General features: G+C 70.6%; 23 protein-coding genes. 9 read left to right on the plus strand and 14 right to left on the minus strand.

Translation table 11 applies throughout. The features are described 5' to 3' along the window. Positions 1 to 103 precede the first annotated feature (103 nt). Together AC1RN5_RS10025 and AC1RN5_RS10030 are read right to left on the minus strand one after the other, a co-directional pair. Complete coding sequence (locus AC1RN5_RS10025) at positions 104 to 928, minus strand: transglycosylase SLT domain-containing protein (protein ID WP_493041003.1); 825 nt, start codon at positions 926 to 928, stop codon at positions 104 to 106. Positions 929 to 991: 63 nt separating this feature from the next. Next, on the minus strand, positions 992 to 2686 hold the full coding sequence (locus tag AC1RN5_RS10030) for an ATP-binding protein (RefSeq protein WP_493041004.1): 1695 nt from the start codon (positions 2684 to 2686) through the stop codon (positions 992 to 994). Positions 2687 to 3030: 344 nt separating this feature from the next. On the opposite strand from AC1RN5_RS10030, the gene AC1RN5_RS10035 reads away from it, so the two are divergent. Then, on the plus strand, positions 3031 to 3729 hold the full coding sequence (locus tag AC1RN5_RS10035; protein WP_493041005.1) for an energy transducer TonB: 699 nt from the start codon (positions 3031 to 3033) through the stop codon (positions 3727 to 3729). A gap of 15 nt (positions 3730 to 3744) precedes the next feature. Here AC1RN5_RS10035 and AC1RN5_RS10040 read toward each other — a convergent pair whose 3' ends face one another. The 6 genes from AC1RN5_RS10040 to AC1RN5_RS10065 all read right to left on the minus strand — a co-directional run bounded on the left by AC1RN5_RS10040 (position 3745) and on the right by AC1RN5_RS10065 (position 9504). After that, positions 3745 to 4911, minus strand: coding sequence for an acyl-CoA dehydrogenase family protein (locus AC1RN5_RS10040; protein WP_493041006.1), 1167 nt, complete (start codon positions 4909 to 4911; stop codon positions 3745 to 3747). 65 nt (positions 4912 to 4976) lie between these two features. Next, on the minus strand, positions 4977 to 6011 hold the full coding sequence (locus AC1RN5_RS10045) for an NAD(P)/FAD-dependent oxidoreductase (RefSeq protein ID WP_493041007.1): 1035 nt from the start codon (positions 6009 to 6011) through the stop codon (positions 4977 to 4979). Positions 6012 to 6052: 41 nt separating this feature from the next. Next, entirely contained in the window at positions 6053 to 6832 is a 780-nt protein-coding gene (locus AC1RN5_RS10050; RefSeq protein WP_493041008.1) for an ABC-2 family transporter protein, read from the minus strand. Next, positions 6829 to 7626, minus strand: coding sequence for an ABC-2 family transporter protein (locus AC1RN5_RS10055; protein WP_493041009.1), 798 nt, complete (start codon positions 7624 to 7626; stop codon positions 6829 to 6831). The genes AC1RN5_RS10050 and AC1RN5_RS10055 overlap by 4 nt, the downstream gene beginning before the upstream one ends. Then, positions 7616 to 8593, minus strand: a complete 978-nt coding sequence (locus AC1RN5_RS10060) for an ABC transporter ATP-binding protein (protein ID WP_493041010.1) — start codon at positions 8591 to 8593, stop codon at positions 7616 to 7618. Before AC1RN5_RS10060 ends, AC1RN5_RS10055 begins: the two co-directional genes overlap by 11 nt. A 233-nt stretch (positions 8594 to 8826) precedes the next feature. Continuing rightward, positions 8827 to 9504, minus strand: a complete 678-nt coding sequence (locus tag AC1RN5_RS10065; protein WP_493041011.1) for a Crp/Fnr family transcriptional regulator — start codon at positions 9502 to 9504, stop codon at positions 8827 to 8829. A gap of 81 nt (positions 9505 to 9585) precedes the next feature. Here AC1RN5_RS10065 and AC1RN5_RS10070 point away from each other — a divergent pair, with 81 nt between their 5' ends. After that, positions 9586 to 10602 (plus strand): zinc-dependent alcohol dehydrogenase family protein, encoded by a 1017-nt coding sequence (locus tag AC1RN5_RS10070; protein ID WP_493041012.1) that lies wholly within the window; start codon positions 9586 to 9588, stop codon positions 10600 to 10602. Here the strand turns inward: AC1RN5_RS10070 and AC1RN5_RS10075 are convergent. Beyond that, on the minus strand, positions 10599 to 11195 hold the full coding sequence (locus tag AC1RN5_RS10075) for a TetR/AcrR family transcriptional regulator (RefSeq protein WP_493041013.1): 597 nt from the start codon (positions 11193 to 11195) through the stop codon (positions 10599 to 10601). The two genes, AC1RN5_RS10070 and AC1RN5_RS10075, sit on opposite strands and share 4 nt — an antisense overlap. Positions 11196 to 11341: 146 nt before the next feature. Between AC1RN5_RS10075 and AC1RN5_RS10080 the strand changes: the two genes are divergently transcribed. Beyond that, on the plus strand, positions 11342 to 12133 hold the full coding sequence (locus AC1RN5_RS10080; RefSeq protein WP_493041014.1) for an enoyl-CoA hydratase: 792 nt from the start codon (positions 11342 to 11344) through the stop codon (positions 12131 to 12133). A gap of 55 nt (positions 12134 to 12188) precedes the next feature. Then, on the plus strand, positions 12189 to 13652 hold the full coding sequence (locus AC1RN5_RS10085) for a flavin-containing monooxygenase (RefSeq protein ID WP_493041015.1): 1464 nt from the start codon (positions 12189 to 12191) through the stop codon (positions 13650 to 13652). Between the two features lie 18 nt (positions 13653 to 13670). On the opposite strand, the gene AC1RN5_RS10090 is transcribed toward AC1RN5_RS10085, so the two are convergent. Both AC1RN5_RS10090 and AC1RN5_RS10095 read right to left on the minus strand, forming a co-directional pair. Continuing rightward, positions 13671 to 16112 carry an ATP-binding protein gene (locus AC1RN5_RS10090; protein ID WP_493041016.1) on the minus strand — a complete coding sequence of 814 codons (2442 nt, stop codon included), beginning with the start codon at positions 16110 to 16112 and terminating at the stop codon, positions 13671 to 13673. A 113-nt stretch (positions 16113 to 16225) separates the two neighbouring features. Next, positions 16226 to 17203: a LysR family transcriptional regulator gene (locus AC1RN5_RS10095; protein WP_493041017.1), complete on the minus strand. Its 978-nt coding sequence runs from the start codon at positions 17201 to 17203 to the stop codon at positions 16226 to 16228. Between the two features lie 104 nt (positions 17204 to 17307). Between AC1RN5_RS10095 and AC1RN5_RS10100 the strand changes: the two genes are divergently transcribed. From AC1RN5_RS10100 to AC1RN5_RS10120, 5 genes are all read left to right on the plus strand, one after another. Then, positions 17308 to 17868, plus strand: a complete 561-nt coding sequence (locus AC1RN5_RS10100; RefSeq protein ID WP_493041018.1) for a hypothetical protein — start codon at positions 17308 to 17310, stop codon at positions 17866 to 17868. Next, positions 17868 to 18497: a GNAT family N-acetyltransferase gene (locus AC1RN5_RS10105; RefSeq protein WP_493041019.1), complete on the plus strand. Its 630-nt coding sequence runs from the start codon at positions 17868 to 17870 to the stop codon at positions 18495 to 18497. Before AC1RN5_RS10100 ends, AC1RN5_RS10105 begins: the two co-directional genes overlap by 1 nt. Beyond that, on the plus strand, positions 18494 to 19015 hold the full coding sequence (locus tag AC1RN5_RS10110; RefSeq protein WP_493041020.1) for an isochorismatase family protein: 522 nt from the start codon (positions 18494 to 18496) through the stop codon (positions 19013 to 19015). The genes AC1RN5_RS10105 and AC1RN5_RS10110 overlap by 4 nt, the downstream gene beginning before the upstream one ends. Further along, positions 19012 to 19263, plus strand: a complete 252-nt coding sequence (locus AC1RN5_RS10115) for a hypothetical protein (protein WP_493041021.1) — start codon at positions 19012 to 19014, stop codon at positions 19261 to 19263. The genes AC1RN5_RS10110 and AC1RN5_RS10115 overlap by 4 nt, the downstream gene beginning before the upstream one ends. A 199-nt stretch (positions 19264 to 19462) precedes the next feature. Next, on the plus strand, positions 19463 to 19873 hold the full coding sequence (locus AC1RN5_RS10120) for a helix-turn-helix domain-containing protein (RefSeq protein WP_421931118.1): 411 nt from the start codon (positions 19463 to 19465) through the stop codon (positions 19871 to 19873). Here the strand turns inward: AC1RN5_RS10120 and AC1RN5_RS10125 are convergent. The 3 genes from AC1RN5_RS10125 to AC1RN5_RS10135 all read right to left on the minus strand — a co-directional run bounded on the left by AC1RN5_RS10125 (position 19870) and on the right by AC1RN5_RS10135 (position 23930). Beyond that, entirely contained in the window at positions 19870 to 20670 is an 801-nt protein-coding gene (locus tag AC1RN5_RS10125) for a TrmH family RNA methyltransferase (RefSeq protein ID WP_493041022.1), read from the minus strand. The two genes, AC1RN5_RS10120 and AC1RN5_RS10125, sit on opposite strands and share 4 nt — an antisense overlap. Positions 20671 to 20680: 10 nt before the next feature. Beyond that, positions 20681 to 22792: a M13 family metallopeptidase gene (locus AC1RN5_RS10130; RefSeq protein ID WP_493041023.1), complete on the minus strand. Its 2112-nt coding sequence runs from the start codon at positions 22790 to 22792 to the stop codon at positions 20681 to 20683. 121 nt (positions 22793 to 22913) lie between these two features. Beyond that, complete coding sequence (locus tag AC1RN5_RS10135; protein WP_493041024.1) at positions 22914 to 23930, minus strand: sugar kinase; 1017 nt, start codon at positions 23928 to 23930, stop codon at positions 22914 to 22916. Between the last annotated feature and the right edge of the window lie 36 nt (positions 23931 to 23966).

The raw sequence follows: 23966 nt of genomic DNA on the forward strand, positions 1-23966 counted from the left end.
GGTCGCTCGCCCAGCGACCGCCTTTTTCGAGACGATCCACCCTTGGCCGACATCCAGGAGGTCCGCTCCCCGTCGACGCCGGCGACCGCTACGGGAGCGGTCCCTAGCTCTTGCCGTCGCGGGCGTCCGACAGGACCCGCAGCATCTCGCTGGAGAAGATCGAGCCCGACAGGCGGGCGCTGGTGGAACCTGCGTCGGGGCTCTGAGAGCCGCGCAGGATCAGGTCCACCAGGGCGTCCTGCTCCTTCATCCGCTCGGTGCGGCGGGCCGAGGCATATTGCAGGAAGCCGTCGTCGGCCGGCGCGGAGGGGGCGTCGACGCCCTTCCCCATGCCACCGGTGCGGGTGAGGTTGGCGTAGACCTCCGCCACCGTGGCCGCGCGGCCGTCGCGGTAGAAGATCGAGCGGTTGGCCTGGGCGGCGTCCGGGAACAGGGCGGCGGCCGAGGCACCGGGCCGGGTGTTGGCCGCCTCGATCAGCCGGGCCGAGCCCTGGGGGCCCAGGAAGTGGGCGGCGTAGAGTTCGCCCGCCGTGGGGGTGCGGCCGGTGCGGCCCTTCAGATAGGAGGCGTGGTCCGAGGCCAGCTCGCCGGCCATCAGCGAGGCGGCGTGGGGATCGAGCCGCAGGTCCATCACCGCCTTGCGCGCCTCGGCCCCGTTCACCGAATAGCGGCCGTCGGACCCCTTGGTGATCAGGTCGGCGTAGCGGGCGTAGCCGTACTTGGAGCCATGCTGCTTGAGGGTGGAGAGCCAGGTCTGCTCGACGAACTGGAACAGGCCGGCCGCCGAGGACGACGCGGCCTTGGCCCTGGGATTATAGCCGCTCTCGCGATTGGCGGTCTTCATCAGGAAGGTGAAGTCGACCCCCGTCGCGTTGGACGCGCGTTGGATGGCGGCTTCGACCGCGCCCCTGAGACCCTGGATCGCCATGATCCCTGGTGTGACGCGTCATGGTTAACGCCGCGCTAACCATGCTGCGGCGGACGGGCGCAGTCAGGCCACGGCCGCCTCGGCCGGGCCGTCCCCGGCCCCCCGGTTCAGGCAGTCCTCGAGGATGCCCAGCAGGCGCGACAGCTCGATGGGCTTGGCGATGAAGTCGTCCATGCCGGCGGCGAAATAGGCGTCGGTCTCGTGCGACAGCACGCTGGCGGTGACCGCGATGATCGGGGTGCGGGCCCGGCCGAGCGCCTGCTCCCGGGCGCGAATCCGCTGGGTGGCCTCCAGTCCGTCCATGCCCGGCATGTGGATGTCCATGAGGATCGCCGACCAGGCGCCGGTCTCCCAGGCCTCGATGGCCGCGGCCCCGCTGTCGACGGCGACGATCTCGATGCCGATCTGCTCCAGCAGGGTGCGGATCACCAGGCGGTTGGTGGGATTGTCGTCGGCCACCAGCACTCGCAGGGCGTCGTCGAACTCGGGATCGGCCTCGTCGGCGGCCGTCGCGGCGGGCGCCTCGGTTCGGGGCAGCGGCACGTTGAAGCGGAAGCAGGATCCCTCCCCCGCCGTGCTGCTGAAGTCGATCTCCCCGCCCATCAGGGCCAGGATGTCGCGGCAGATGGCCAGACCCAGGCCCGTGCCGCCGAAGCGCCGGGTCGTCGAGGCGTCGGCCTGGACGAACTTCTCGAACAGCCGGGGCGCGCGGTCGGCCGCGATGCCCAGGCCGGTGTCGGTGACGCTGAACCTGAGCTCGTCGCCCTCGGCGTCGATGCGGGCGGCGACCGAGCCGGCCTCGGTGAATTTCAGGGCGTTGGCCAGCAGGTTGGAGATCACCTGGCGCAGCCGCACCTCGTCGCCATATCGCCAGCCCTGGGCCTGCGGCGTCACCTCAAGATGGAAGGCCAGGCCCCGCTCGGCGGCCAGGCCGCCATAGAGGGCGCTCAGGTCCTCGGCGAACCGCCCCAGGTCGAAGGCCGACGGCGAAAGCTCCAGGCGGCCGGCCTCGATCTTCGAGACGTCGAGGACGTCGTTGATGATTCCCAGCAGGGCCCGGCCGGAGTCCTGGATGGTGGCCAGACGCGCGCGCTGCGGCTTGGACAGGGGATCTCCGGCCATGGCCTGGGCCATGCCCAGCACGCCGTTCAGGGGCGTGCGCAGTTCGTGGCTCACGGTGGCCAGGAACTCGGTCTTGCTGCGGCTGGCGCCCTCGGCCACCAGCACCAGGTGCTGGGCCTGGATGCGCAGGGCCTCGTTGTTGGCCAGCTCCTGCTCGATCTGCCGGGTCAGGGCCTCGGCCGCCAGCCTGGCGCGCACCTCGCGGAACACCACGCCTCGGGTCATGGTCGACAGGCCGATGGCGCCGAAACAACCCGCGAGGCCGACAAAGGCGTACTGCGCCGCGGCGTCGGGGCCGATCTTGCCGGCGAAGACCACCAGGGCGGCCAGGGCGACGACGACGCAAGGATAGAGCACGCGGCGGCTGGGCCCGACGGTGGCGAAGCCCAGGGCCATGATCACGAAATAGATCAGCTTGGGCGGCTCGAAATGCAGGGCGAGATACGCCACCACATTGGTGATGATCAGCAGGTTGGCGCCCAGGGTCAGCCCTTCCAGGCTGGGATAACTCACGTCCTGCCGGCCGCACCAGGCGTAGCCCGCCAGGCAGACGGCGGACGCCAGGGCGGCGAGCCCCACCAGGGTGATGAGGGCCGACCCGGTCTCATAGAAGGGATGGCTGATCGAGATGATCAAATAATAGACACTGGCCGCAAGTAGATAGCCGCGGACCACCGGCCGATATACTGACGCGAGCTCCGAGGGCGGCAAAGCCAGGCGGCTATTGATTAGCATTGTCTGATCGAATCCCAGCCGTGCCCGACAGGTATGGCTGAGCTCGAATTTAATTCAAGTTAATGCGCGTTATACTAAAGCTGAACACCCTCGAATACTTGCGACACTATGTCGCGTCTCAGCGCACGCCTGCGCCACAACCTGACCGCCCCTCGGACAAGGTTTAGCTTCCCCAAGGTCAAGTCTCCGCCATGATCGGGGCGCGACCCTGGAGCCGGTGACAAGAACAACAAAGGGAGGTCGCCTTGGTCGTCCAACACCCATTGCTCGCCGGACACCCGCGGGATCCGCGCGCCAGGCCCCCGCTCTCGCGGGCCATGACGGCGGCCATCGGGGTCTCCATCGCCGCCCATCTGGGCCTGGTGGCCTATCTCGCGGTCCAGCGGTTCCAGGCCCCGCCGGAGCCGGCCGCGGTCGCCCCCGATCCCGGCTTCAAGGTGGAGATCTACACCCCGCCGGCCAAGCCGATCCTGGAGACCAAGCCGGAACTGCATCTGCGTGAGACTCCGCGCCCCGATGTGCCGCCGGTGTCGACGATCCAGGCGCCCCCAACCCCGCCCACGGTGATCGAGACCGGGCCGCCCCCCACGTCCATCGCCCAGACCGCGGCGCCGCCGAAGGTCATCGACGTGCCGGCCCCGCCGCCGGTGATCACCTCGCCGACCTGGCTGCGCAAGCCGGGCGCGCGGGAGTTCGCCCGCTTCTATCCGGAGAGCGCCATGCGCCGGAACATCGAGGGTGGGGCGACGCTGGCCTGCCTGGTGGGCGGCGACGGCTCGGTGAGCGCCTGCCAGGTGATCGGCGAGAGCCCCGACAACGCCGGCTTCGGCCAGGCGGCCCTCAAGCTCGCGGCCTATTTCCGCATGAGCCCCCAGACCCGCGACGGCCAGCCGGTGGACGGCGCCATCGTGCGGATTCCGATCCGCTTCGACCTGGGGACCTGAGCGGGCTGGGCCTGTTCAGTAGCTCTTGGGCAGGCCCAGCACGCGCTCGGCGATGTAGTTGAGCACCATCTCGCGGCTGATGGGGGCGATGCGGGCGATCATCACTTCGCGGAAATAGCGCTCCACGTCGTATTCCTTGGCGTAGCCCATGCCGCCATGGGCCAGGACCGCGGCCTCGCAGGCGTTGAACCCCGCCTCCCCGCCCAGGTACTTGGCCGCATTGGCCTCCGCCCCGCAGTCACGGCCGGCGTCGTAGAGGGCCGCGGCCTTGAAGGCCATCAGGTTGGCGGCCTCCAGCTCGGCCCAGGAGCGGGCGAGCGGATGGGCCACGCCCTGGTTCTGGCCGATGGGCCGGCCGAACACGATGCGCTCCTTGGCGTAGGTCGTGGCCTTGGCCAGCGCCGCGCGGCCCAGGCCCACGGCCTCGGCGCCGAACAGCACCCGCTCGGGGTTCAGCCCCTCCAGCAGGTAGTAGAAGCCCCGCCCCTCCTCCCCGATCAGGTCGCCCTCCGGGACCTCCAGGTTGTCGATGAAGACGCTGTTGGATTCCACCGCCTTGCGGCCCATCTTCGGGATCACCGTGGCCGAGATCTTCGAGCGGTCGAAGTCGGTGTAGAACAGGCTCAGCCCCTCGGTGGCCTTGCGCACCTGATCCTTGGGCGTGGTCCGCGCGATGATCAGGATCTTGTTGGCCCGCTGGGCCATGGTCGTCCACACCTTGCGGCCCGAGATCACATAGCCGTGGTCGGTGCGCACCGCCCGCGTCGTCAGGCTGGTGGTGTCGAGGCCGGAGTCCGGCTCGGTGATGCCGATGCAGATCTTGTCCTGCCCCGAGATCAGCCGCGGGATGGCGCTGGCCTTCAGGGCCTCGGAGCCGAACTTGGCGATGGGCATGGGGCCGAAGATGTTCAGGTGCAGGGCGCTGGCGCCGGAGAACCCCGCCCCGGACTGGGCCACGGCCTGCATCATGATCGCCGCCTCGGTGAGACCCAGGCCCGCCCCGCCCAGCTCCGTCGGCATGGCCGTGCCCAGCCAGCCGCCGGCGGCCATGGCGGCCACGAAGGCCTCGGGGAATTCGCCGGTGTCGTCGGTGCGCCGCCAGTACTCGGCGTCGAAGTCGGCGCAGACGCGGGCCACGCTGTCGAAGATCGCCTGCTGCTCGTCGCTCAACCAGAAGGTCATCTGCCGTCCCTAGTCTTTCATTTGGTCGCGTGACGGGCGCCAAGACCGGCGTCCACTCTTGGCTGTCACGCTCCGGTGTCGAACCTGCCCGGATCGAGCCGGGCGGCATAGGGACCGACATCCCCCTCCGTCACGCAAGCGGTGATGATCCTGGCCACCAGGGGCGCCAGCAGCCAGCCGTTGCGCCGCGCGCCCACCGCCAGCAGCACGCCATGATGGCGCCCTCGGCCCACCATGGGCAGGCCGTCCGGCGTGGCGGCGCGGACCCCTGTCCGGGCGGTGACCTTCACATCCTTCACCGCCGGGAAGAGGCGCGCGCCGGCCTCCAGCAACCGCGCCACCTGATCGTCCTCGACGGCGAGGTCTTCCACCCCGGCCTGCATCGTGGCCCCCAGGGTCAGGCCGTCCGCCGCACCGGTGACATAGGCCCCCTGCCCCCGAACCACGATGCCGCCATAGGCCGGGCCTTCGGTGCGCAGGATGTGGCCCTTGATCGGGGCGAGCCGATCCAGCAGCGGCGCCATGACCGCCAGGTCGCGGCCCATGCCGGTGGCGATCACCAGTCGCTCGCCGCCCTCGAAGCCATCGGCGGCGCGGGCGTGGAAGGTGACGCCCGCGGCCTCCGCGGCCCGACGCAGGGCGACGAGCGTCGGGGCGGCGTCGATGCGCCAGTCCTCGCGGGTCAGCAGGGCGTGGCCCCAGCCGGGCGCGAGCCCCGGCGCCAGGCCGATCATGGCGTTGCGCGACAGCTCGGTGGGATGCAGGCCCAGTTTGCGGATGCCGGCGTCGGCGACGTGCAGGTAGGCGGCGTCGCCGACGGCCATCGCCCCCGCGCGATCCACCGTGACGCCGATCCGCGCCTCCAGGGCCGGCCACAGGTCGCGGGCCGCCAGCATCAGGTCGAAGTGGCCCCGCGTCTGCGCGTCCAGCACCGCCTCGAACACCGGCGCCAGCATCCCGGCCGCGACAGCCGAGGCCGTGCCGCCCTCCGGCGACGGATCATAGACCGCCACCTCGGCCCCGGCGTCGGCCAGGGCGAGTGCGGTGGTCAGGCCGAGCGCGCCCGCGCCCGCGACCGTGATCCTCGGCTTGCGGCTCATGGGCCTAACCAACGGGCTTCGGCCGTGAAATCAAGTCATTCTCACGCCGAGGGCGAGGCGCCGCGCCGATAGCGGGCCAGGCCGAGGTTGAACAGGGCCACGGCGATGGCGGCGTAGAGCACCGCCCCGAACACCACCACGGCCAGGGTCTGGCCGCCGGGATGGCGCACCATGCCCATGGGCGCCAGCACCACGAAGCCCGCGGGCAGGATGGTGAAGGCGATGGTCTTCACCGCGCCCTTGTAGATCGACCCCGGATAGCTGGAGAACAGCAGCATGAAGTCGGTCAGGTCGCGGGCGAAGCTGCGGGCGCCCGCCGCCCAGAAGGCCAGGCTGGCGAAGCTGATGCTGGCGCTGACATAGACGGTGGTTCCCGCCGCGATGGCCAGCAGCAGGGCCGGCAGGTCGGTCCAGTCCAGCCTGGCGAACACCGCGAGCACGGAGATCGCGCCCAAAAGGTCGCCCCAGGCCGTGGCGATGCTCTCGCGGGCCAGCAGGCGCGGGATCAGCCCCTTGGGCTGGGTCAGCAGGGCGTCCAGTTCCCCGCGCAGCAGGGTGGCGGCCATGTCGCGGTAGCCGCCGAAGAACACCCCGGAAATCCCCACCACAGACATGGTCAGTCCGAACAGCAGGGCCATGTCCTTCAGGCCCCAACCGCCAATCGAGCGGAAGCCGGCGAAGAACAGCACCCAGAGCGTCAGGAAAAAGATGTCGTTGACGATCATCCCCCCCACCTGGATCGCGAAGTTGCCGCGGTCGGAGAAGGAGGTGCGGATCGCCGCGGCCGACTGGGCGGCATAGAGCCGAAGGCTTCGGATCATACCCCGCCCTCCCGCAGCACCTTGGCCAGACCCGCCCGCCACAGGGTCAGGCACAGCAGGCTCAGCAGCACGATCCACAGCACCTGCCAGGCCGCCGCCTTCAGGAACATGGCCCCCGACGGATGCAGCGCCTGGACCCCGGCCCAGTAGAGGTGGGCGGCGAAGGGGGTGGCCTCGCCGATCTTCCGCAGCCAGTCGGGATAGAGCGTGATGGGGGCGAACAGGCCGCCGAGCAGGAACATCAGCTTCTGGATGACCAGCTGCACGGGCAGTATCCGCCGCGTCCAGAAGGCGCACAGCCCCGCCACCGCGTAGAGCAGCATGCCCACCGTCACCGCCAGCACGCCCAGGACGAACAGATAGGGATAGGTGGCGGCCGGCGGCCCCTGGCGCCCCGTCACCGTCAGCCACACCACCGCCGTCACGCCCAGGACCGCCAGCCGCACCAGGGTCCCGCCCAGGCTCTGGGCCAGGCTCTGCAGCAGGTAGAATTTCGGCCGCAGCAGGTGGGGCTCCAGCCCGCCGGAGCGGATGTCGTCCTCGAACCTCAGATGCACGGCGGGCAGGGACAGGGTGATCCACTCGGTGGCCAGGACGTAGAGCACCAGCCCGCCGGCCGGCAGGGGGATGGCGCCGGCCACGGGTTCGGCGGCGACCTTGTCCCACAGGGCCGACAGCACGGTCATGATCAGGACGTAGAACAGGCAGCGTCCGGCCAGCACGGTCCAGCCGGCCATGGCCTGGCCCGCCCCGATCCGCAGGGCGACGCACGCCGCGGTCAGGTCACGCCGCATGGGTCGAGGCGTAGATCTCGGCGATCACCTCCTCCATGGGGGGATCCTCGATGGTGACGTCCTCGATGCCGCCGTCGGCCAGGGCCGCGGCGATCACCTGCTCCACGCGGGTGAGCCTGGTGTCCACCTCCAGGATGGTGGCGTGGGCCTCGGAAGGCCGGCGCGTCACCCCGGGCAGGTTCAGGGACACCCCCTGGCCCGCCGACTGGAAGGTGATGATCTTGCGCCCCAGGAACCGGCGTCGAAGCTGGTCGGTGGGCTGGTCCACCACGATGCGCCCCTGGTTGACGACGATCACCCGGTCGCAGACCAGTTCGATGTCGCGGGTGTCGTGGCTGGTGAGCAGCACGGTCTGGCCGTGGTCGCGGGCATGTTCGCGGATGAAGTCGCGGATCGCCGCCTTGGCGGTGACGTCCAGGCCGATGGTGGGCTCGTCCAGGAACAGCAGGTTGGGGCCGTGCAGCAGACTGGCGGTGATCTCGCACCTCATCCGCTGGCCGAGCGACATCCGGTGGACCGGCTGGTCCAGCAGGTCGGTGAGCGCGAACCGCTCGGTCAGTTCCCCCAGCCGCTTGGCGAAGGGGGCGGCCTCCTGGTCGTAGATGTGCCGCAGCAGGGCGAAGCTCTCGCGGGCCGGCAGTTCGCCCCACAGCTGGGAGCGTTGGCCGAACACCACGCCGATACGATAGGCGAGCGCCTTGCGCTGCTTCCAGGGTGTCAGGCCCAGCACGCTGGCCTCTCCCGAGGAGGGCTCCAGGATGCCCGACAGCATCTTCAGCGTCGTCGACTTGCCCGCGCCATTGGGGCCGATGATGGCCACGCGCTCGCCCGCCGCGATCTCGAAATCGACGCCGGCGACGGCCTCGACCGTCACATGTTCGGGGGAGAAGGACTCGAAGAAGCCGCCACGCCGCCTAGCGTAGCGGTAGGCCTTGGAGAGCGACTTGACGGTGATGACGGCGGACATGGCGGGCTTCGATTTCCGAGAGGGTCGATGGGTCTGGCGAGAGGCAGGCAAGCGGCGTCGGAGCCCGGTAATTGAGCTCTTCGCCGCACGGCATCTGGCCAAACAGTTTGGTCATCGTCTCAGGTCGAAAACCCGCGAACAGGTTCGCGGAACGGCGTCATGTCTAGACGGCGATTCCCGATTTCACAACCAGGGCGCAACGAAGCTGCGCCCTGTGTGGCTTTCGCGCACGCTCATGCCCTCGCCGGCCGGCCCAGGGCGCGCAGGGCCGCGGCGTCGCGGACCCTGATGCGGCGATAGGCGACCTCGATCAGCCGGCGGGCCTCCAGTTGCTTCAGCGCCTTGTTGATGGTGGGCCGGGAGACGCCGATCATGGCGGCGAGGTCCTCCTGGCGCAGGCGCACGACCTCGCTGCCGCCGGTCCGGGCCGCCCCGGCCAGGGTGCGGGCCAGGCGCACCAGAACCGGCTGGGTCAGGCCCTGGGCCACCGCCGTCTGCGAAGCGCGGTGGAAGCCGGCGATCAGCAGGGCCAGGTCGCGCCAGATCATCGGCTCATGGGCGGCGGCCTGCTCGAGGGCCAGTTGGGGCAGGTGCAGCACACGGGCCGGGCCGAAGGCGACGGCGTCGTGGGTCTGGGGGCCGCCGTCCACCGCCGACAGGCCGCCGAACCATGCGCCCGGCCCCAGGATCACGGCGACGGACTCCTCGCCCTGCGCCGTGCTGCGCACCAGCCGGATCTCGCCCTCCAGCACCGCCGTCAGACCGTCGGGCGGATCGCCCAGGCCGAAGACGCGTCCGCCGGCCGGGACCGGCCGGACCCGCGCGGCTCTCAGCAGCAGGGCCTGGCGGTCCGCGGGCACGGCGCCGAACCAGCGGTCGGCCTGCAGGACAGTGAGGTCGGCGGGAGTCATCGGCGCGCCAGATTGTAAAGCAGGCTACAATTCCACGCGCTCGCCCATGCGACAACGCCGCGAACAGACTCGGGAGCTTCCATGCGCGCCTACCGCTTCGACCAGCTCACCAGCCTCGACGACCTGGCCCTGCACGACGAGCCGACGCCTGCGCCGCAGCGGGGCGAGGTGCTGATCCGGATCGACTCGGTGTCGCTGAACTACCGCGACCTCTCCCTGGTGCTGGGAAACTATGTCGGTCCGTCGAAGGCCGGCGTGATCCCCTGCAGCGACGCCGCCGGCGAGATCGTCGAGGTGGGCGACGGCGTCACCGCCTTCAAGGCCGGCGACCGGGTGATCAGCGCCTTCCACCCGCGCTGGTTCGGCGGCCGCCCGCCCGCCACCGCCGGCCGCGAAACCTATGGCAACGGGACCGACGGCTGGCTCGCCGAGTACAAGGTAGTGTCGCAGGAAGCCGTCGTGCGCCTGCCCGACCCCCTGACCTTCGAGGAGGGCGCCACCCTGCCCTGCGCGGCGGTGACCGCCTGGACCGCGCTCTCCGGCCACGTCCCGATCCGCGCCGGCCAGACCGTGCTGACCCTGGGGACCGGCGGGGTCTCGATCTTCGCTCTGCAGCTGGCCAAGGCGGCCGGCGCCAAGGTGATCGCCACCACCTCCAGCGCCGCCAAGGGCGAACGGCTGACCGCGCTCGGCGCCGACCAGGTGGTGAACTACGCGGAGATCGCCGACTGGGGCCGGCACGTGAAGAAGGACCTCACCGGCGGCCTGGGCGTCGACTGCGTCGTCGAGGTCGGCGGCCCGGCCACGGTCACCCAGTCCCTGCACGCGGTGCGCTGGGGCGGCGAGGTGGTGCTGATCGGCTTCCTGACCCAGGACAATCCGGGCATCGACTACTTCCACCTGAAGGGCAGCGGGGCGGTGGTGCGCGCCATCGGGGTCGGCGACCGCGCCGCCCTGGAGGACCTGGTCCGCACCGTCAGCCAGACGGGGATCAAGCCGGTCATCGACCGGGTCTTCGCCTTCGGCGAGGCCCGGCAGGCCTTCGAGCATCTCCAGGCCGCCCGTCACATCGGCAAGATCGTCATCAAGGTGGGCTAGCGGCGGCGGAACAGGGCCTCCAGGCCCTGGATCACGTCCTCCATCAGCCCGCCCTCGGTGTCGATCGGGTCGGCCAGCATCATGGAGGCCGCCCCGTGGCCGCAGGCCCAGACGGCGAGCGCCACCTTGTGGATCATGTCGGCGTCGCGGTCCTGTTGGGTGGGCGCCTGGGCGATGGCGGTTTCCAGCACGGCGAAGACGCGATCGCGGGCGGCGGCCACGTCAGGGTCGGCCAGGACCGTGGGGTCGAACATCAGGCCGTAGAGCGCCGGCTGGGCGCGGGCGAAGCTGAAATAGGCCAGGGCCGTGGCGCGGATCGGCGCGTCGCCGGCCGTGGCCGCCGCCCCGCGCAGGGCGGCCTCGAACTCGCCGAAGCCTTCGGCCGCCAGTCCCGCCAGCAGGGCCTGCTTGGAGGCGTAGTGGTGATAGACCGAACCCGGCGCGATGCCGGCCCGGGCGGCCAGGGTGCGCAGGTTCAGCTTGCCGAGCCCGCCCTCCTCCAGCAGGGCGCGGGCCTCGTCCAGCAGCAGGGCCCGCAGGTTCCCCACATGATAGCCGCGGCGGCGCGCGATCCCGACGGGCGGCCAGGGCATCAGCGGCCCTCCCCACGCGGCAGGCGGTCGATCGCGGAACGGCGAGGCATCTGGTGCTCCGATGGATAGGTGATCATTGTTCAGCGGATTGCCCCCGGTTGTCGAGGCCGGGAAACGCGGCGCGCTGGGATACGGGAGGAACGGCGATGAGCGGTGAGGTTCGCATCGAGATCGAGGCCCGCCCCGGCGGCGCCTGCGTGGCCCATGTCACCCTGGACAATGCGGCCAAGCTGAACACCCTCAACAGCGCCCTGATGAAGGAATTCGCCGCCCGCATCGGCGCGCTGGCCAAGGACGAGAGCCTGCGGGCGGTGGTGCTCACCGGCGCGGGGGACCGGTCCTTTATCGGCGGGGCGGACATCGACGAGATGGCCGGCCTGGACGCCACGACGGCCCGGGCCTTCATCACCCGGGTCCACCGCTGTTGCGCGGCCCTGCGCGACCTGCCCGTCCCCGTGATCGGCAAGATCAACGGCTACGCCCTGGGGGCTGGCCTGGAGGTGGCCGCGGCCTGCGATCTACGGGTCGCCGCCGATGGCGCGGTGTTCGGCATGCCGGAGGTCAAGCTGGGCATACCCTCCGTCGTCGAGGCCGCCCTGCTGCCGGCCCTGGTGGGCTGGGGCCGCACGCGCCAGATGCTGCTGCTGGGGGAGACCTTCAGCGCCGCCGACGCCCAGGCCTGGGGCTTGGTGGAGGCGGTGGTCCCGGCCGCCGACCTCGACGCGCAGGTGGAAAGGTGGATCGAAAGCCTCCTGGCCGCCGGGCCCGGCGCGGTGCGCCTGCAGAAGGCCCTGATCCGCCGCTGGGAGGACCTGCCGATGAAGGACGCCATCGCCGCCGGGATCGACGCCTTCGAGGCCGCGTGGAGCACGGACGCCCCGGCCAAGGCCATGGCCGAGTTTCAGGCGGCGCGCGAGGCGCGGCGAACTAACCGTTGATCACCTAGGGCGCCGCCGCTAGCCTTTCCCCAACGACAAGCGGGAAACGGAACACATGGGCGCGGACTTCAAGGTCGCCATCCTGGGCGCGGGCTTCGCAGGCCTCTGCATGGGGCTGAAGCTGCAGGCCAAGGGCGAGACGTCCTTCGTGATCCTGGAAAAGGCCGACCGGGTGGGCGGCACCTGGCGGGAGAACATCTACCCCGGCAGCGGCTGCGACATCCCCAGCCACCTCTACTCCTATTCCTTCGAACCCAATCCCGACTGGCCGGAGATCTTCTCGGCCCAGCCCGACATCCTGGCCTACATCGAGGACCTGGTGGAAAAGCACAGCCTTTCCAGCCACCTGCGTTTCAATTCCGAAGTGGTCTCCGCCGCCTGGGACGACGGGGCGGCGCTGTGGCGGATCGGCATGGCGGACGGGTCGAGCCTGACCTGCGAGACCTTCGTCACCGCCTGGGGCCAGCTCAACCGCCCCAAGCTGCCTCCGATCCCCGGCCGCGACGACTTCGCGGGACCGGCCTTCCACTCGGCCCAGTGGGACGCCTCGGTCGATCTGGCCGGCAAGCGGGTGGCGGTGATCGGCAACGGCGCCAGCGCCGTCCAGTTCGTGCCGGAGGTGGCCAAGGTCGCCGGGTCGCTGACCCTGTTCCAGCGCTCCCCCAACTGGATCGTGCCGCGCATGAACCGGCCCTACACGCCTGAAGAGAAGGCCCGGTTCCGGGCCGAGCCGTCCTTCATGGCCAAGGTGCGCGGCGACATCTTCGAGATGGCCGAGGCCCGCCTTGAGGCCAAGCGCGCCGGGACCCTGCCGGTCGAGGAGACGCCCATCCCCCTGGCCCACCTGCACGCCCAGGTCGCCGACCCGGACCTGAGGGCCAAGCTGACCCCCGACTACGAGATCGGCTGCAAGCGCGTCCTGATCTCCAACGACTTCTACCCGGCCCTGACCCGGCCCAATGTCCAGCTGGTCACCGAGGCGATCATCGCCATGACCCCGCGCGGGGTGGTGGACGCCACCGGCCGCGAGCACCCGGCGGACGTGGTGATCTACGCCACCGGCTTCGAGACCCGCTCCTTCGTGGGCGACACCGGCATCACGGGTGTGAACGGCCTGCGGCTGAGCGATGTCTGGATCGACGGACCGGAGGCCTATCTGGGACTCTCGGTCACCGGTTTCCCCAATCTTTTCATGCTGTACGGGCCGAATACGAACCTGGGGCACAACTCCATCATCTTCATGATCGAGGCCCAGGCCGACTATGTGCTGCAGGCCCTGGACGCCATCGCCACGGCGGGACCGGTGTCGGTGCGCCAGGAGGTCGCCGACGCCTACAACGCCGACCTGCAGAAGGCCCTGGCCGTCACGCCCTGGGCCGGCGCCTGCACCAGCTGGTACAAGACCGCCGACGGCCGCATCCTCAACAACTGGCCCCACACCGCGCGCGCCTACGCCCAGGCGGTCGAGCGGTTCGAGGTCGAGGATTACGAGTTGGTGCGGGCGGTCCAGCCGGCCTGACCCGCTTCCCCGCCAGGCTCAGGCGGCGGCCGAGGCCGGGTCGGCGGTCTCCGGCGCGGCCTCCAGCACCGTCTGCAGGGCGGCGAACAGGCGCGCGGCCTCGATGGGTTTGGCCACGAAACCGTCCATGCCGGCCTCGGCGTATTCCGCCACCTGGTGAGCCATGGCGTTGGCGGTGAGCGCGATGATCGGCGTGCGCGGCCGGCCCTCGGCGGCCTCCCGGGTCCGGATCACCCCTGTGGCGGTGGGCCCGTCCATCTCCGGCATCTGGACATCCATCAGGATCACGTCCCAGGGCTCCCGCGCCCAGGCCTCGACCGCGAGGGCGCCGTTGTCGACGACGGTGGGATGGATGCCGATCTGATGCAGCAGGGTCTTGAGCACCAGCTGGTTGACGGTGTTGTCCTCGGCGGCCAGCACCCGCAGGGCGCCGACCTGGATCTCGCCCGCCTGCGGCTCCTCGGCGGCGGGGGGCGGGAGGACCAGTTCCACATCGCTCTTGGCCAACGGAAGGGTGACGACGAAGGTGGTCCCCTGCCCCGGCGTGCTCCGAGCGGAGATCGCTCCGCCCATCAGCTGGGCGAGCTCGCGACAGATCGCCAGGCCCAGGCCCGTGCCGCCGTAACGGCGGGTGGTGGAGGCGTCGGCCTGCTCGAACTTCTGGAACAGGCTGGCCAGGCGCTCGGCCGGAATCCCGATGCCGGTGTCGGCCACGGTCAGGGTCAGGCCGGCCTCGGTTCGCGCCACCGACACCCGGACCTCCCCCGTCTCGGTGAACTTCAGCGCGTTGGAGACCAGGTTGTAGAGGATCTGCCGCACCCGGGTGGAGTCGCCCACATAGACGCCGCGGGCCTCGCCCTCGACCGCCAGGTCGAAGGACAGGCCCTTCTTGTTGGCGATGGCGGTGAAGGCCGCGTGCGCGCCGCGCGCCAGGTCGCTGATGTCGAAGGCCGTCTCCTCCAGCTCCAGCTTGCCGGCCTCGATCTTCGACAGGTCCAGCACGTCGTTGAGGATGTGCAGCAGCGTCTCCCCGGACTGGCGCACCACGTCCAGGCGGGTGCGCTGCAGGGGACTGAGCTCGTCGGCGGCCATGGCCTGGGCCATGCCCAGCACCCCGTTGAGCGGGGTGCGGATCTCGTGGCTCATGGTGGCCAGGAAGGTGGACTTGGCCCGGTTGGCGGTCTCGGCGTCCTCCTTGGCCTGTCGCAGGGCCTGCTCGGCGGCCTTGCGGTCGGTGATGTTCTGCAGGGCGCCGATCAGGCGCACCGGACGTCCGTCCCCGTCGGTGATCAGGCGGCAGGCGCCGGAGGTCCAGACCTCCCGGTCGTCGGCGCGGATCACCCGGTACTCGGGACGATAGGGCTCGCCGTGCTCGACGTGCCGCTTCCACTGCGCCTCGACATCAGTCCGGTCCCGCGGATCGATGGTGGCGTAGATGTCCCGATAGAGCTCGTGGTAGGTCTTGGGTTCCGTGAAGAAGGTGTCCTCGGCGCCGGCCTTGATCAGCTCACGGCGCACATAGTCCATCTCGTAGACATGGATGTCGGCGATCTCCATGGCCAGGGTCAGCCGCTGCTCGGACCGCTCGGTCCGCTCCAGGGCCTCCACCAGGTGGGTCACGTCGTGACTGGCGGCCACCATGCCGCCCACCTCACCGCGCGCGTTCCACCAGGGCGCCAGCTCGACATTGGTCCAACTGGGGCGGCCCTCGGCGTCCTGACCGGCCAGCCGCTCCTCGCGGATGGTCTCCCCCGCCAGGCAGCGGTCATAGGCGAAGCGCCAGCGTTCCGCCCACGGCGTCACCTCGTAGAGGGTGCGGCCCACCACCTCCTCGGGAACCCGGCTCACCTTCTCGGCCCAGCGAGGACTGCAGCAGAGAATTCTCTGGTCCCGGTCGGTCAGCACCACCGCGCCCGGCAGGGCCGCGACCACGGCCGTCAGGGTCGCGGAGATGGCGTCGCGCTCGCGCAGGCTCTCTTCCCGGGCGCGGGTGGCCTGGGCGCGGGCCCATTCGTCGGCGATGAAGGCCGCCAGATCCTTCAGGCGACCGGCGAGGCTGGAGTCATAGGGCTTCACCTCGGTCCCCGTCACCGCCAGCACGCCGGGCGCGCCGCCATCGGCCAGCTTGATCGGGGCGGCGGCGTAGAACCGCAGATAGGGCGGCGCCAGGACCCATTCGAGATCGGCGAAGCGCGGGTCGCGGCGGCCGTCCTCGATCCAGAGCGACTGACCGGTCTCCAGCACGATGGCCGCGCCGGGATCGAGGGGGTGGTTGCCGGAGGGATCGCGGCTGCGCCAGGCGCGGCCCCCCTGCACCAGGATCACCTGGGCGTCGACGGGGCCAAACAGGGTCTTGGCCAGGCGGGTGGCGCGATCGCAGACCTCCTGGCTGAGATCCAGCTCGAAGGGACGTTGGTCGCCGGAGTCCGTCTCCGCGCTCGTCGAGATGAGGTGTTCCATTGGCCTCCCCCCGGCTTCTGGCGCTTTTCGTCGCCGAGCGTCATCCCGCCAGGGTTAAGGGCGTATTTATACGGCGCGTCAAAAAGACCACGGCTCCTTGAAATGAGGAGAGGTCAGGCCCGCGCCGACGCCGCCGGCCAGGCCCAGCTCTCGAACTCGGAGGGGTGGATGAACTCCTTGCGGAACCAGGGCCGCTCGCGGGCGTCGAAGATCGACACCAGCCACTCGGCGACCCGGGCCACCCGCGGCGACTTGACGGCGTCGCGATGGTGGCAAAGCCAGAGCGTGCCGCTGGCCAGCGGCGGGATGTCCAGCATCACCAGGTCCTGGGTCATCCTCAGGATGGCGGTGGGAATGGGTCCGATCCCCGCGCCGCGCTGGATGGCGTAGAGCATGGCGGTCGAGGAGTTCACCACCAGGGCCGGGGCCGCCAGCTCCATGAAGGCGCTGGTCTTGGCGTGCCACTGGCCGCGTTCGCTGACCTGGGCCGAGTGGGCGATGAAGCGGTGGCCCACCGCGGCCTCCAGCTTGGTGGGGGCGCCATAGGTGTCGATATAGTCCTGCGAGGCGAACAGGGCGTAGTGCAGGGTCGCCAGCTCGGTGGCCGCCACATCGGGGACTCCGCCGCCGTCGGTGAACTGGATCGACAGGTCGATGTGGGCGTCCACCGGGTTCTCCCGGTAGAAGCCGCAGTCCATGGCCAGGCGGATGCCGGGGCTCTCCTTCATGAACTCGGCGATCTTGTCCCCCAGCAGGAAGCCGCCGACGCCCTCGGGGGCGGCGATGGTCACCTCGCCGGCGTCGTGGCGGTCGGCCTCCAGGGCCAGGCGCTCGATGTCCACCGAGGCCCGCTGCATGGACAGGGCCCGGTCATAGATCCGCTCGCCGGCCCGGGTCAGGCTGACCCCGCGCAGGCCGCGGTCGAACAGCCGCACCCCCAGCCGGGTCTCCAGGTCGTCGATGCGGCGGGTGATGGTGGGCTGGCTGGTGCGCAGACGGCGCGCGGCCGCGCCGAAGCTGCCGGCCTGGGCCGCGGCCACGAAGGTCTTGATGTCGTCCCAGTCGGCGCGCCCGCCGTCGTGATTTTCCATCCAACCCAACCAGAAACGTGGCGCCCCCATACGAAGTTCTGGGCTGCCCGCACTCGCCCCGAGGCTCTACCAAAAGCCGGCTTCACACAAGGCGCGTGACCAGCATGCCCGCCACCACCGACTTCGCACAAGCCACCCGCGACACCCTGTCGGGCCTGGGCCTGACCCTGGCCACGCCGGGCGAGATCGTCGAGGGGCACGCCATCGCCGCGCGCACCGTGAGCCCCGCCATCGCCAGCGTCGCCACCCTGCAGGCGGTCCAGGACCGCACCCAGGGCTCCTCCTTCGCCTATCGCGGCCCCGACGGCCGGCTGGCCGGCGTGCTCTGCGTCATCCCCCTGACCCGGGCCGCCGCGCCGGAGCTGGCGGCGGGACGGTTCGACGGGATCACCCCGCCCCTGGCCCAGGCCGCGCGGCCCGGCGAGCGGGTGATCGCCGTCTATGGCTGGGGCATGGCCGGGGTCAGCTGGCGCGGCCGGGCCGTGGTCATGGCCGGCGCCGTGGCCATCCACCGCGAGATCTTCGACACCGTCCCCCTCTATGGCCGGGCGGCGACGCCGGGGGGCGAGCGCGCCCTGCTGCGACGCCTGGGCGCCCGCCCCGTGCCGGGACCCGGCGGCCTAGTGGTCTGCCCCGCCTGGACCGTCCACCGGAGAGCCGCCTGATGACCGCCAATGTCCGCCTGCCCCTGGAGGCGCGCGCCCCGGCCGAGGTCGACGAGGGCCGGCTGGAGGTGGCCGTCTGCCGCACCCTGGCCGACCTGATGCAGGCCATGGCGGTCCGCTCCCTGGTCTATATGGGCGAACAGGCCTGTCCCTATGACGAGGAGTTCGACGGCAACGATTTCGCCGGCGCCACCCACCTGGTCCTGCGCCGCAACGGCGAGCCGATAGGGACCCTGCGGGTGCGCTGGTTCGCCGACTTCGCCAAGGTGGAGCGGGTGGCCGTGCGCAAGGAACACCGCCGGGGCCGGGCCACCCTGATGCTGATCCTGGCCGCCAAGAAGCTGGCGGAGAAGAAGAACTACCGGAAGATCCTCGGCTACGGCCAGGTGCGGCTGATCCCGTTCTGGGAGCAGTATTTCAACGCCTATGTCCGCCCCGCCCGCGACGGCTTCGTGGTCTCCGACCACGACTATGTGGAGATGGTGGTGGAGGGCGTGCCCCCGCCCGACGCGCTCACCCTGGACTCCGATCCCTACGAGCTGCTGCGGCCGGAGGGCGCCTGGAACGAGCCCGGCGTCCTGGACAAGTCGGCCGATCGCGTCCCCAGCAATCCGGGCGCCTTCGCATGATCTTCGCCCCGGACTCCTCGGCCCTGGTCTGCCTGGACCTGCAGCGGGAGCGGCTCGGCGGCGAGGGCGCCGCGGGCGCCGTGACGGCCTGCCGCGCCGTGCTGGAACAGGCCCGGCGGCGGCGCTGGCCGGTGCTGCACGTCCACAATCGCCACGCCCAGTTCGCCGGCGGCCGGCCGATCCCCGGCCTGGAGCCCCTGCCCAGCGAGGCGGTGTTCGCCCGCCAGGGCCCCTCGGCCTTCACCAACAAAACCTTCAGCCAGACCGCCCAGGCCCTGGGCGGCCCCCTGGTATTGGTCGGCTTCTCCCTGGCCGACACGGTGATGGCCACCGCCTTCGCCGCCGCCGACCGCGACCTGGCCGTGGACGTCGTCGAGGATGCGGTGGGCGGCGATCCCGCCACTCGGCGCGTCCTGCTCAAACCCCTTGCCGCCCTGGCGCCCCGCACCCGGGTGCTGACCTTCCGTGACCTGTTTCTCGAGGACGCCACGCGGTTCGCCGCGGCGAACATGCCATGAGCGATTTCAAGACACCGCTGAGCTTCCTGCCCGAGGGCCCGCCCCAGTGGACGGCCGAGATGGAGCTCGACGACCAGACCGTCGAGCTGCTGGAGATGGCCAGCCTGCTCAGTCCGCGGGACATGGCGACCCTGTCGGTGATCGTCCGTCGGGCCGCCGAAATCTCCGAATCCGAGGGCGAGGACGTCGCCATCGCCGTCCTGGACCAGATCCACGGCATCCTCGACGGCCGGGTGTCCGACGCCTGAGCCGCCCCTGCGGCGGTCGGACTCGCGCGCCGCGCGTCGCCAGGTCCTGATCGACGCGAGCCTGCGACCCCTGATAGGCGAGAATTAACCCTGGGGTGCGGCCCTATGTCTTACGCCAGACAATTCAGTGGCGAGGGCCCCTTCGCAGGTGCAGAAAGGCCACGCGTGTTTACGCATCCGTGACCATAAGGACATGTCTGTGAGCGAGAACCTGGACGAGGCGGGCCCTGATCCCATCGACGTCGCCGTTGGCCACCGCATCCGCGTGCGGCGCAAATGGCTGGGAATCTCCCAGTCGAACCTGGCCGAACACCTGGGCGTGTCGTTCCAGCAGGTCCAGAAGTACGAACGCGGGGCCAATCGCACCTCGGCCTCCATGCTGGTCCGCATCGCCGAGAAGCTGGAGACCACGGTCGCCGAGCTGGTGGGCGAGAACGACCGCCCGAGCGGCGACGAGAGCCTGTTCGAGAAGCTGGCCGTGCCGGGCGCCGTGCAACTCCTGGAAGCCTTCGCCAGCGTCCAGCAGCCATCCCTGCGCACCGCCATCCTCAACCTGACCCGGTCCCTGATTGAAGAGACCGAAGAACCGGCCCCCAAGCGCGCCCGCTAGGGCCGCTCGGCCGCGAAGGCCAGGTGGTGCAGGACGATCCCCGCGGTCGTCGCGACATTCAAGGAATCAAAGCCCGTGGCCATGGGAATGGCCACCGTCGTCGCGCGCGCCAGGACTGAGGCCGCCAGGCCCGGCCCCTCCGCCCCCAGCAGCACGGCGGTCTTCGCCGAACGCCTAAGGTCCACGAGCCGGGTCGCGCCGCCCGGGCTCAGGGCCACGGCCGCAAAGCCCGCGCTCTCCAGCACCTCCAACAGATCCCCCGTCGCCGTCGCGAACGGGGTGACCAGCACCGCCCCCACCGAGACCCGGATGGCCTTGCGGTACAGCGGGTCGCAGCAGTCGCTGTCCAGTAGCACCGCGTCGACGCCGAAGGCCGCGGCGTTGCGGAACAGGCCGCCCATGTTGTCGTGGTTGCCGATGCCCGACAGCGCCAGGACCAGCGCCCCCTCCCCCAGCCCGGCCAGCATGTCGGTCGCCCGCGGCGGGTCGCGCCGGCGGCCCAGGGCCAGGATGCCCCGATGGATGTGGAAGCCCACCACCGCGTCCATGGCGGCCTGGCTGGCCGCATAGACCGGCAGGTCGTCCGGGAGTTGCTCCAGCAGGTGAGCCAGCCCCGCCACCCGCTTCTGCGCGATCATCAGCGAGACCGGCTCCACCAGGGTCGAGCGGGCGAGCACGTTGAGCACCACCTCGCCCTCGGCCACGAACAGCCCCTCGCGCCCCACCAGGTCGCGCTCCCGCACGTCGCGATAGGCCGCGACGCGCGGGTCGGCGGGGTCGTCGATCGGGATGATCACGAAGCGGCGTCTACCAGATCTTCACCCGGTCGGCGGGCGCCAGATAGAGCTTCTCGCCCGGCTTGGCCCCGAAGGCCGGATACCAGGCGTCCAGGTTGCGCACCGTGTCGGCGCGGTATTCACCGGGCGAATGGCCGTCCGTCAGCAGGGCCCGGCGCAGGGCGGCCTCGCGGGCCTTGGACCGGTAGTTCTGGGCCCAGCCCAGGAAGAACCGCTGGTCGGCGGTGAAGCCATCGATCACCGGCGCCGGCGCACCCTTCAGCGACAGGTGATAGGCGTCATAGGCCGTGGCCAGACCCGCCAGGTCGGCGATGTTCTCCCCCAGGGTCAGGTCGCCGTTCACCGCCAGGTCCGGCAGCGGCTTGTAGGCGTCGTACTGGGCCGAGAGCTGCTTGGCCGAGGCCTTGAAGTGGGCCATGTCGGCGTCGGTCCACCAGTTCCGCACATTGCCGTGCGCGTCGAACAGGGCGCCGGCGTCGTCGAAGCCGTGGCTGATCTCGTGGCCGATCACCCCGCCGATGGCGCCGTAGTTCACCGCCGGATCCGCCTTCGGATCGAAGAAGGGCGGCTCCAGGATGGCGGCCGGGAAGCTGATGGAGTTCTGCATCGGGGCGTTCAGCGCATTGACCGTCTGGGGCGTCATGTACCACTCGCCGCGGTCCACAGGCTGGCCGAGCTTGGCCAGGTTGCGGCGGTATTCGAAGAGCTCGCCCCTCTGCCAGTTGCCGTAGGCGTCCCCGGCCACGATCTGCAGGCCGGAATAGTCGCGCCACTTGTCTGGATAGCCGACCCCGACCTGGAAGTTGGCCAGCTTCTCGTGAGCCTTGGCCTTGGTGACCGGGTCCATCCAGTCCAGCCGGTCGATGCGCTTGTCGAAGGCGGCCAGGATGTTCTTCACCATGCCCTCGACCTCCGCCTTCGATTCCGGCGGGAAGTATTTGGCGACATAGAGTTTTCCGATCGCCTCGCCCAGGGCGTTCCCGGTGAAGTCGACGCCGCGCTTCCAGCGCTCCGACTGCTGCGGCGTGCCCGACAGGGCGGTCGAATTGAAGGCGAAGCTCTCGTCCACGAAGGCCTTGGAGAGGTAGGGCGCGCCCCGCTCCACCGTGTGGAAGGCCAGGTAGTCCTTCCAGGCCGCCAGCGGCTCGGACGCCACCAGCTTGGCCTCCCCCGTGATGGCGGTGGACTGCCAGGCACCGAACAGCGGCTGCTTGGCCAGGCCGGCGGCGGTCAGGAAGGCGTCCCAGTCCATGCCGGGCGCCTTTTTGGAAAGCTCCGCGCGGGTCCATTGGACGTTGGTCTTGGGGATGTCGAAGGTGTCGGCCGCGGTCCAGTGCGTGGCCGCGATCTTGGTCTCCAGGGCCAGGACCCGGGCGGCGCGGGCGTCCCCATCGCTGAAGCCGGCCAACCGAAGCTGGTTGGCGACGTGGGCCTTGTACTTGGCCCGCAGGTCCACGTACTTCGCCCCGGCGTCCAGATAGTAGGTGCGGTCGGGCATGCCGAGCCCGCCCTGGATGATGTAGGGCAGGTACTGGGTCGTATCGTTCAGGTTCTCCACCACCCACAGGCCGAAGATGCGGTCGGTCTTGGTGCTGGTGGCGTTCATGATGTCCACGTCGGCGCGGATCGAGCCGCCGAGCTGGGCCGACAGGTCCTTGCGGGTCTTGATCGCCGCGATCTGCGCCAGTTCCGGGGCCAGCGGGGTGGCGCCCTTCGCCTCCACGGCCGCCTCGTCCATGAAGCTCGCATAGTAGTCGCCGATCATGCGGGCCTCGGACCCGGCCGGGCCCTTCGTCTTGGCCGCCGTCTCGATCAGCTCGACCGTGCGCTTGGAGGCCGCCTCCCGCAGGACGGCGAAGGTGTTGTAGCTGGAGCGGTCGGCGGGGATCTCGGTGGTCTTCACCCAAGTCCCGTTGGCGTAGCTGAAGAAGTCGTCGCCGGGCTTCACCGAGGCGTCCATGCCGGCGGTGTCGAAGCCGAAGGTCCCGTAGGCGGGCTTGGGCTTGGGGGCCTCGGCCACCGGCGGCGGGGTCGGCGCCGGGGGCGCGGCGGCCGGGGTGGCGCAGGCGGCGAGGATGACCGGCGCGCAGGCGGCCAGCAGCAGGGTTTTCAGGTTGGTCATTCTAAGGCTCCCAGGGGACCGGGCGCGTCACGGCGCGCTCTCAGCGTTTGAGCCTTCATACACCGGCCCGGCGATTTGGGCGCCCGGAGTGGATTAATCTTCTGTCATGCGAGGCGGTTAGCTACCGCCGCACGTCCAGCCCGCTCGCCGACAGCAGGGCCTCGACATCGGCCAGGGTCGCCGGGTTGAAGTCCCCGGGAATGGTGTGCTTCAGGGCCGCCGCCGCCACGGCGAAGTCCAGGGTCTCGGCCTCGCTCAAGCCGGCCAGCAGGCCGTGGATCACCCCGGCGGCGAAGGCGTCCCCGCCGCCGATTCGGTCGACGATGGGGTTCAGCGGCCGGCTCTCGGTGCGCCAGGCGCCCTGTCTCGAGAACAGGAAGCCGGTCAGGTCGTGGTGGTTCACCGTGTGCTGCACCCGGTCGGTGCAGGCCAGGCGCTTGAGGTTCGGCCAGGCCTTGAAGGCCCGCTCGGCGGCCCAGCGGCGCAGGCCCTCGGCCTCGAGGCCCTCCGGGGCGGCGGTCTTCAGCACCAGGGCGATGTCGCGGTGGTCGCCGAACACCAGGTCGGCCTGGCTGAGCATCTCCGACAGGATCGCCGGGGCGTCGCCGTTCCAGGCCTGCCACAGGGTCGCGCGATAATTGCAGTCCATGGAGACGGTCAGGCCCAGGCGGCGGGCGGCGCGCACGGCGTCCACCGCGGCCCCGGCGGTGTCGGGCCCGATGGCGGCGGTGACGCCGGAGACGTGCAGCCAGCTCGCCCCCTGCAGGGCCGCCTCCCAATCGATGGTCCCCGCCCCGCGGCAGAAGGCGGAGTCGGCGCGGTCGTACAGCACCTGGGCGGCCCGCTGCCCCGCGCCGGGGGTCAGGAAATAGAGCCCCATCCGGCCGGGAATCCGGGCGACGCCGCCGGTGTCCACCCCGTGGCGGCGCAGCTCGTCGATCGCCGCCTGGCCCAGGCCGTTGTCGGGCAGGACGCTGAGCATGCGGGCGGAATGCCCGAAGCGGGCCAGGGAGACCGCCACATTGGCCTCGGCCCCGCCGAAACAGACCTTCAGGCTCGGCGACTGCAGCAGGAGCTCGTTCTCGGGCGCGGCCAGGCGCACCAGCACCTCCCCGAAACAGACCACTTGTCCCGCCACGCGTCTCTCCTCTCGGCGCGGCGCAAGGGCCGCGCG

This window comes from Phenylobacterium sp. GW821-FHT12F10, from assembly GCF_058806695.1.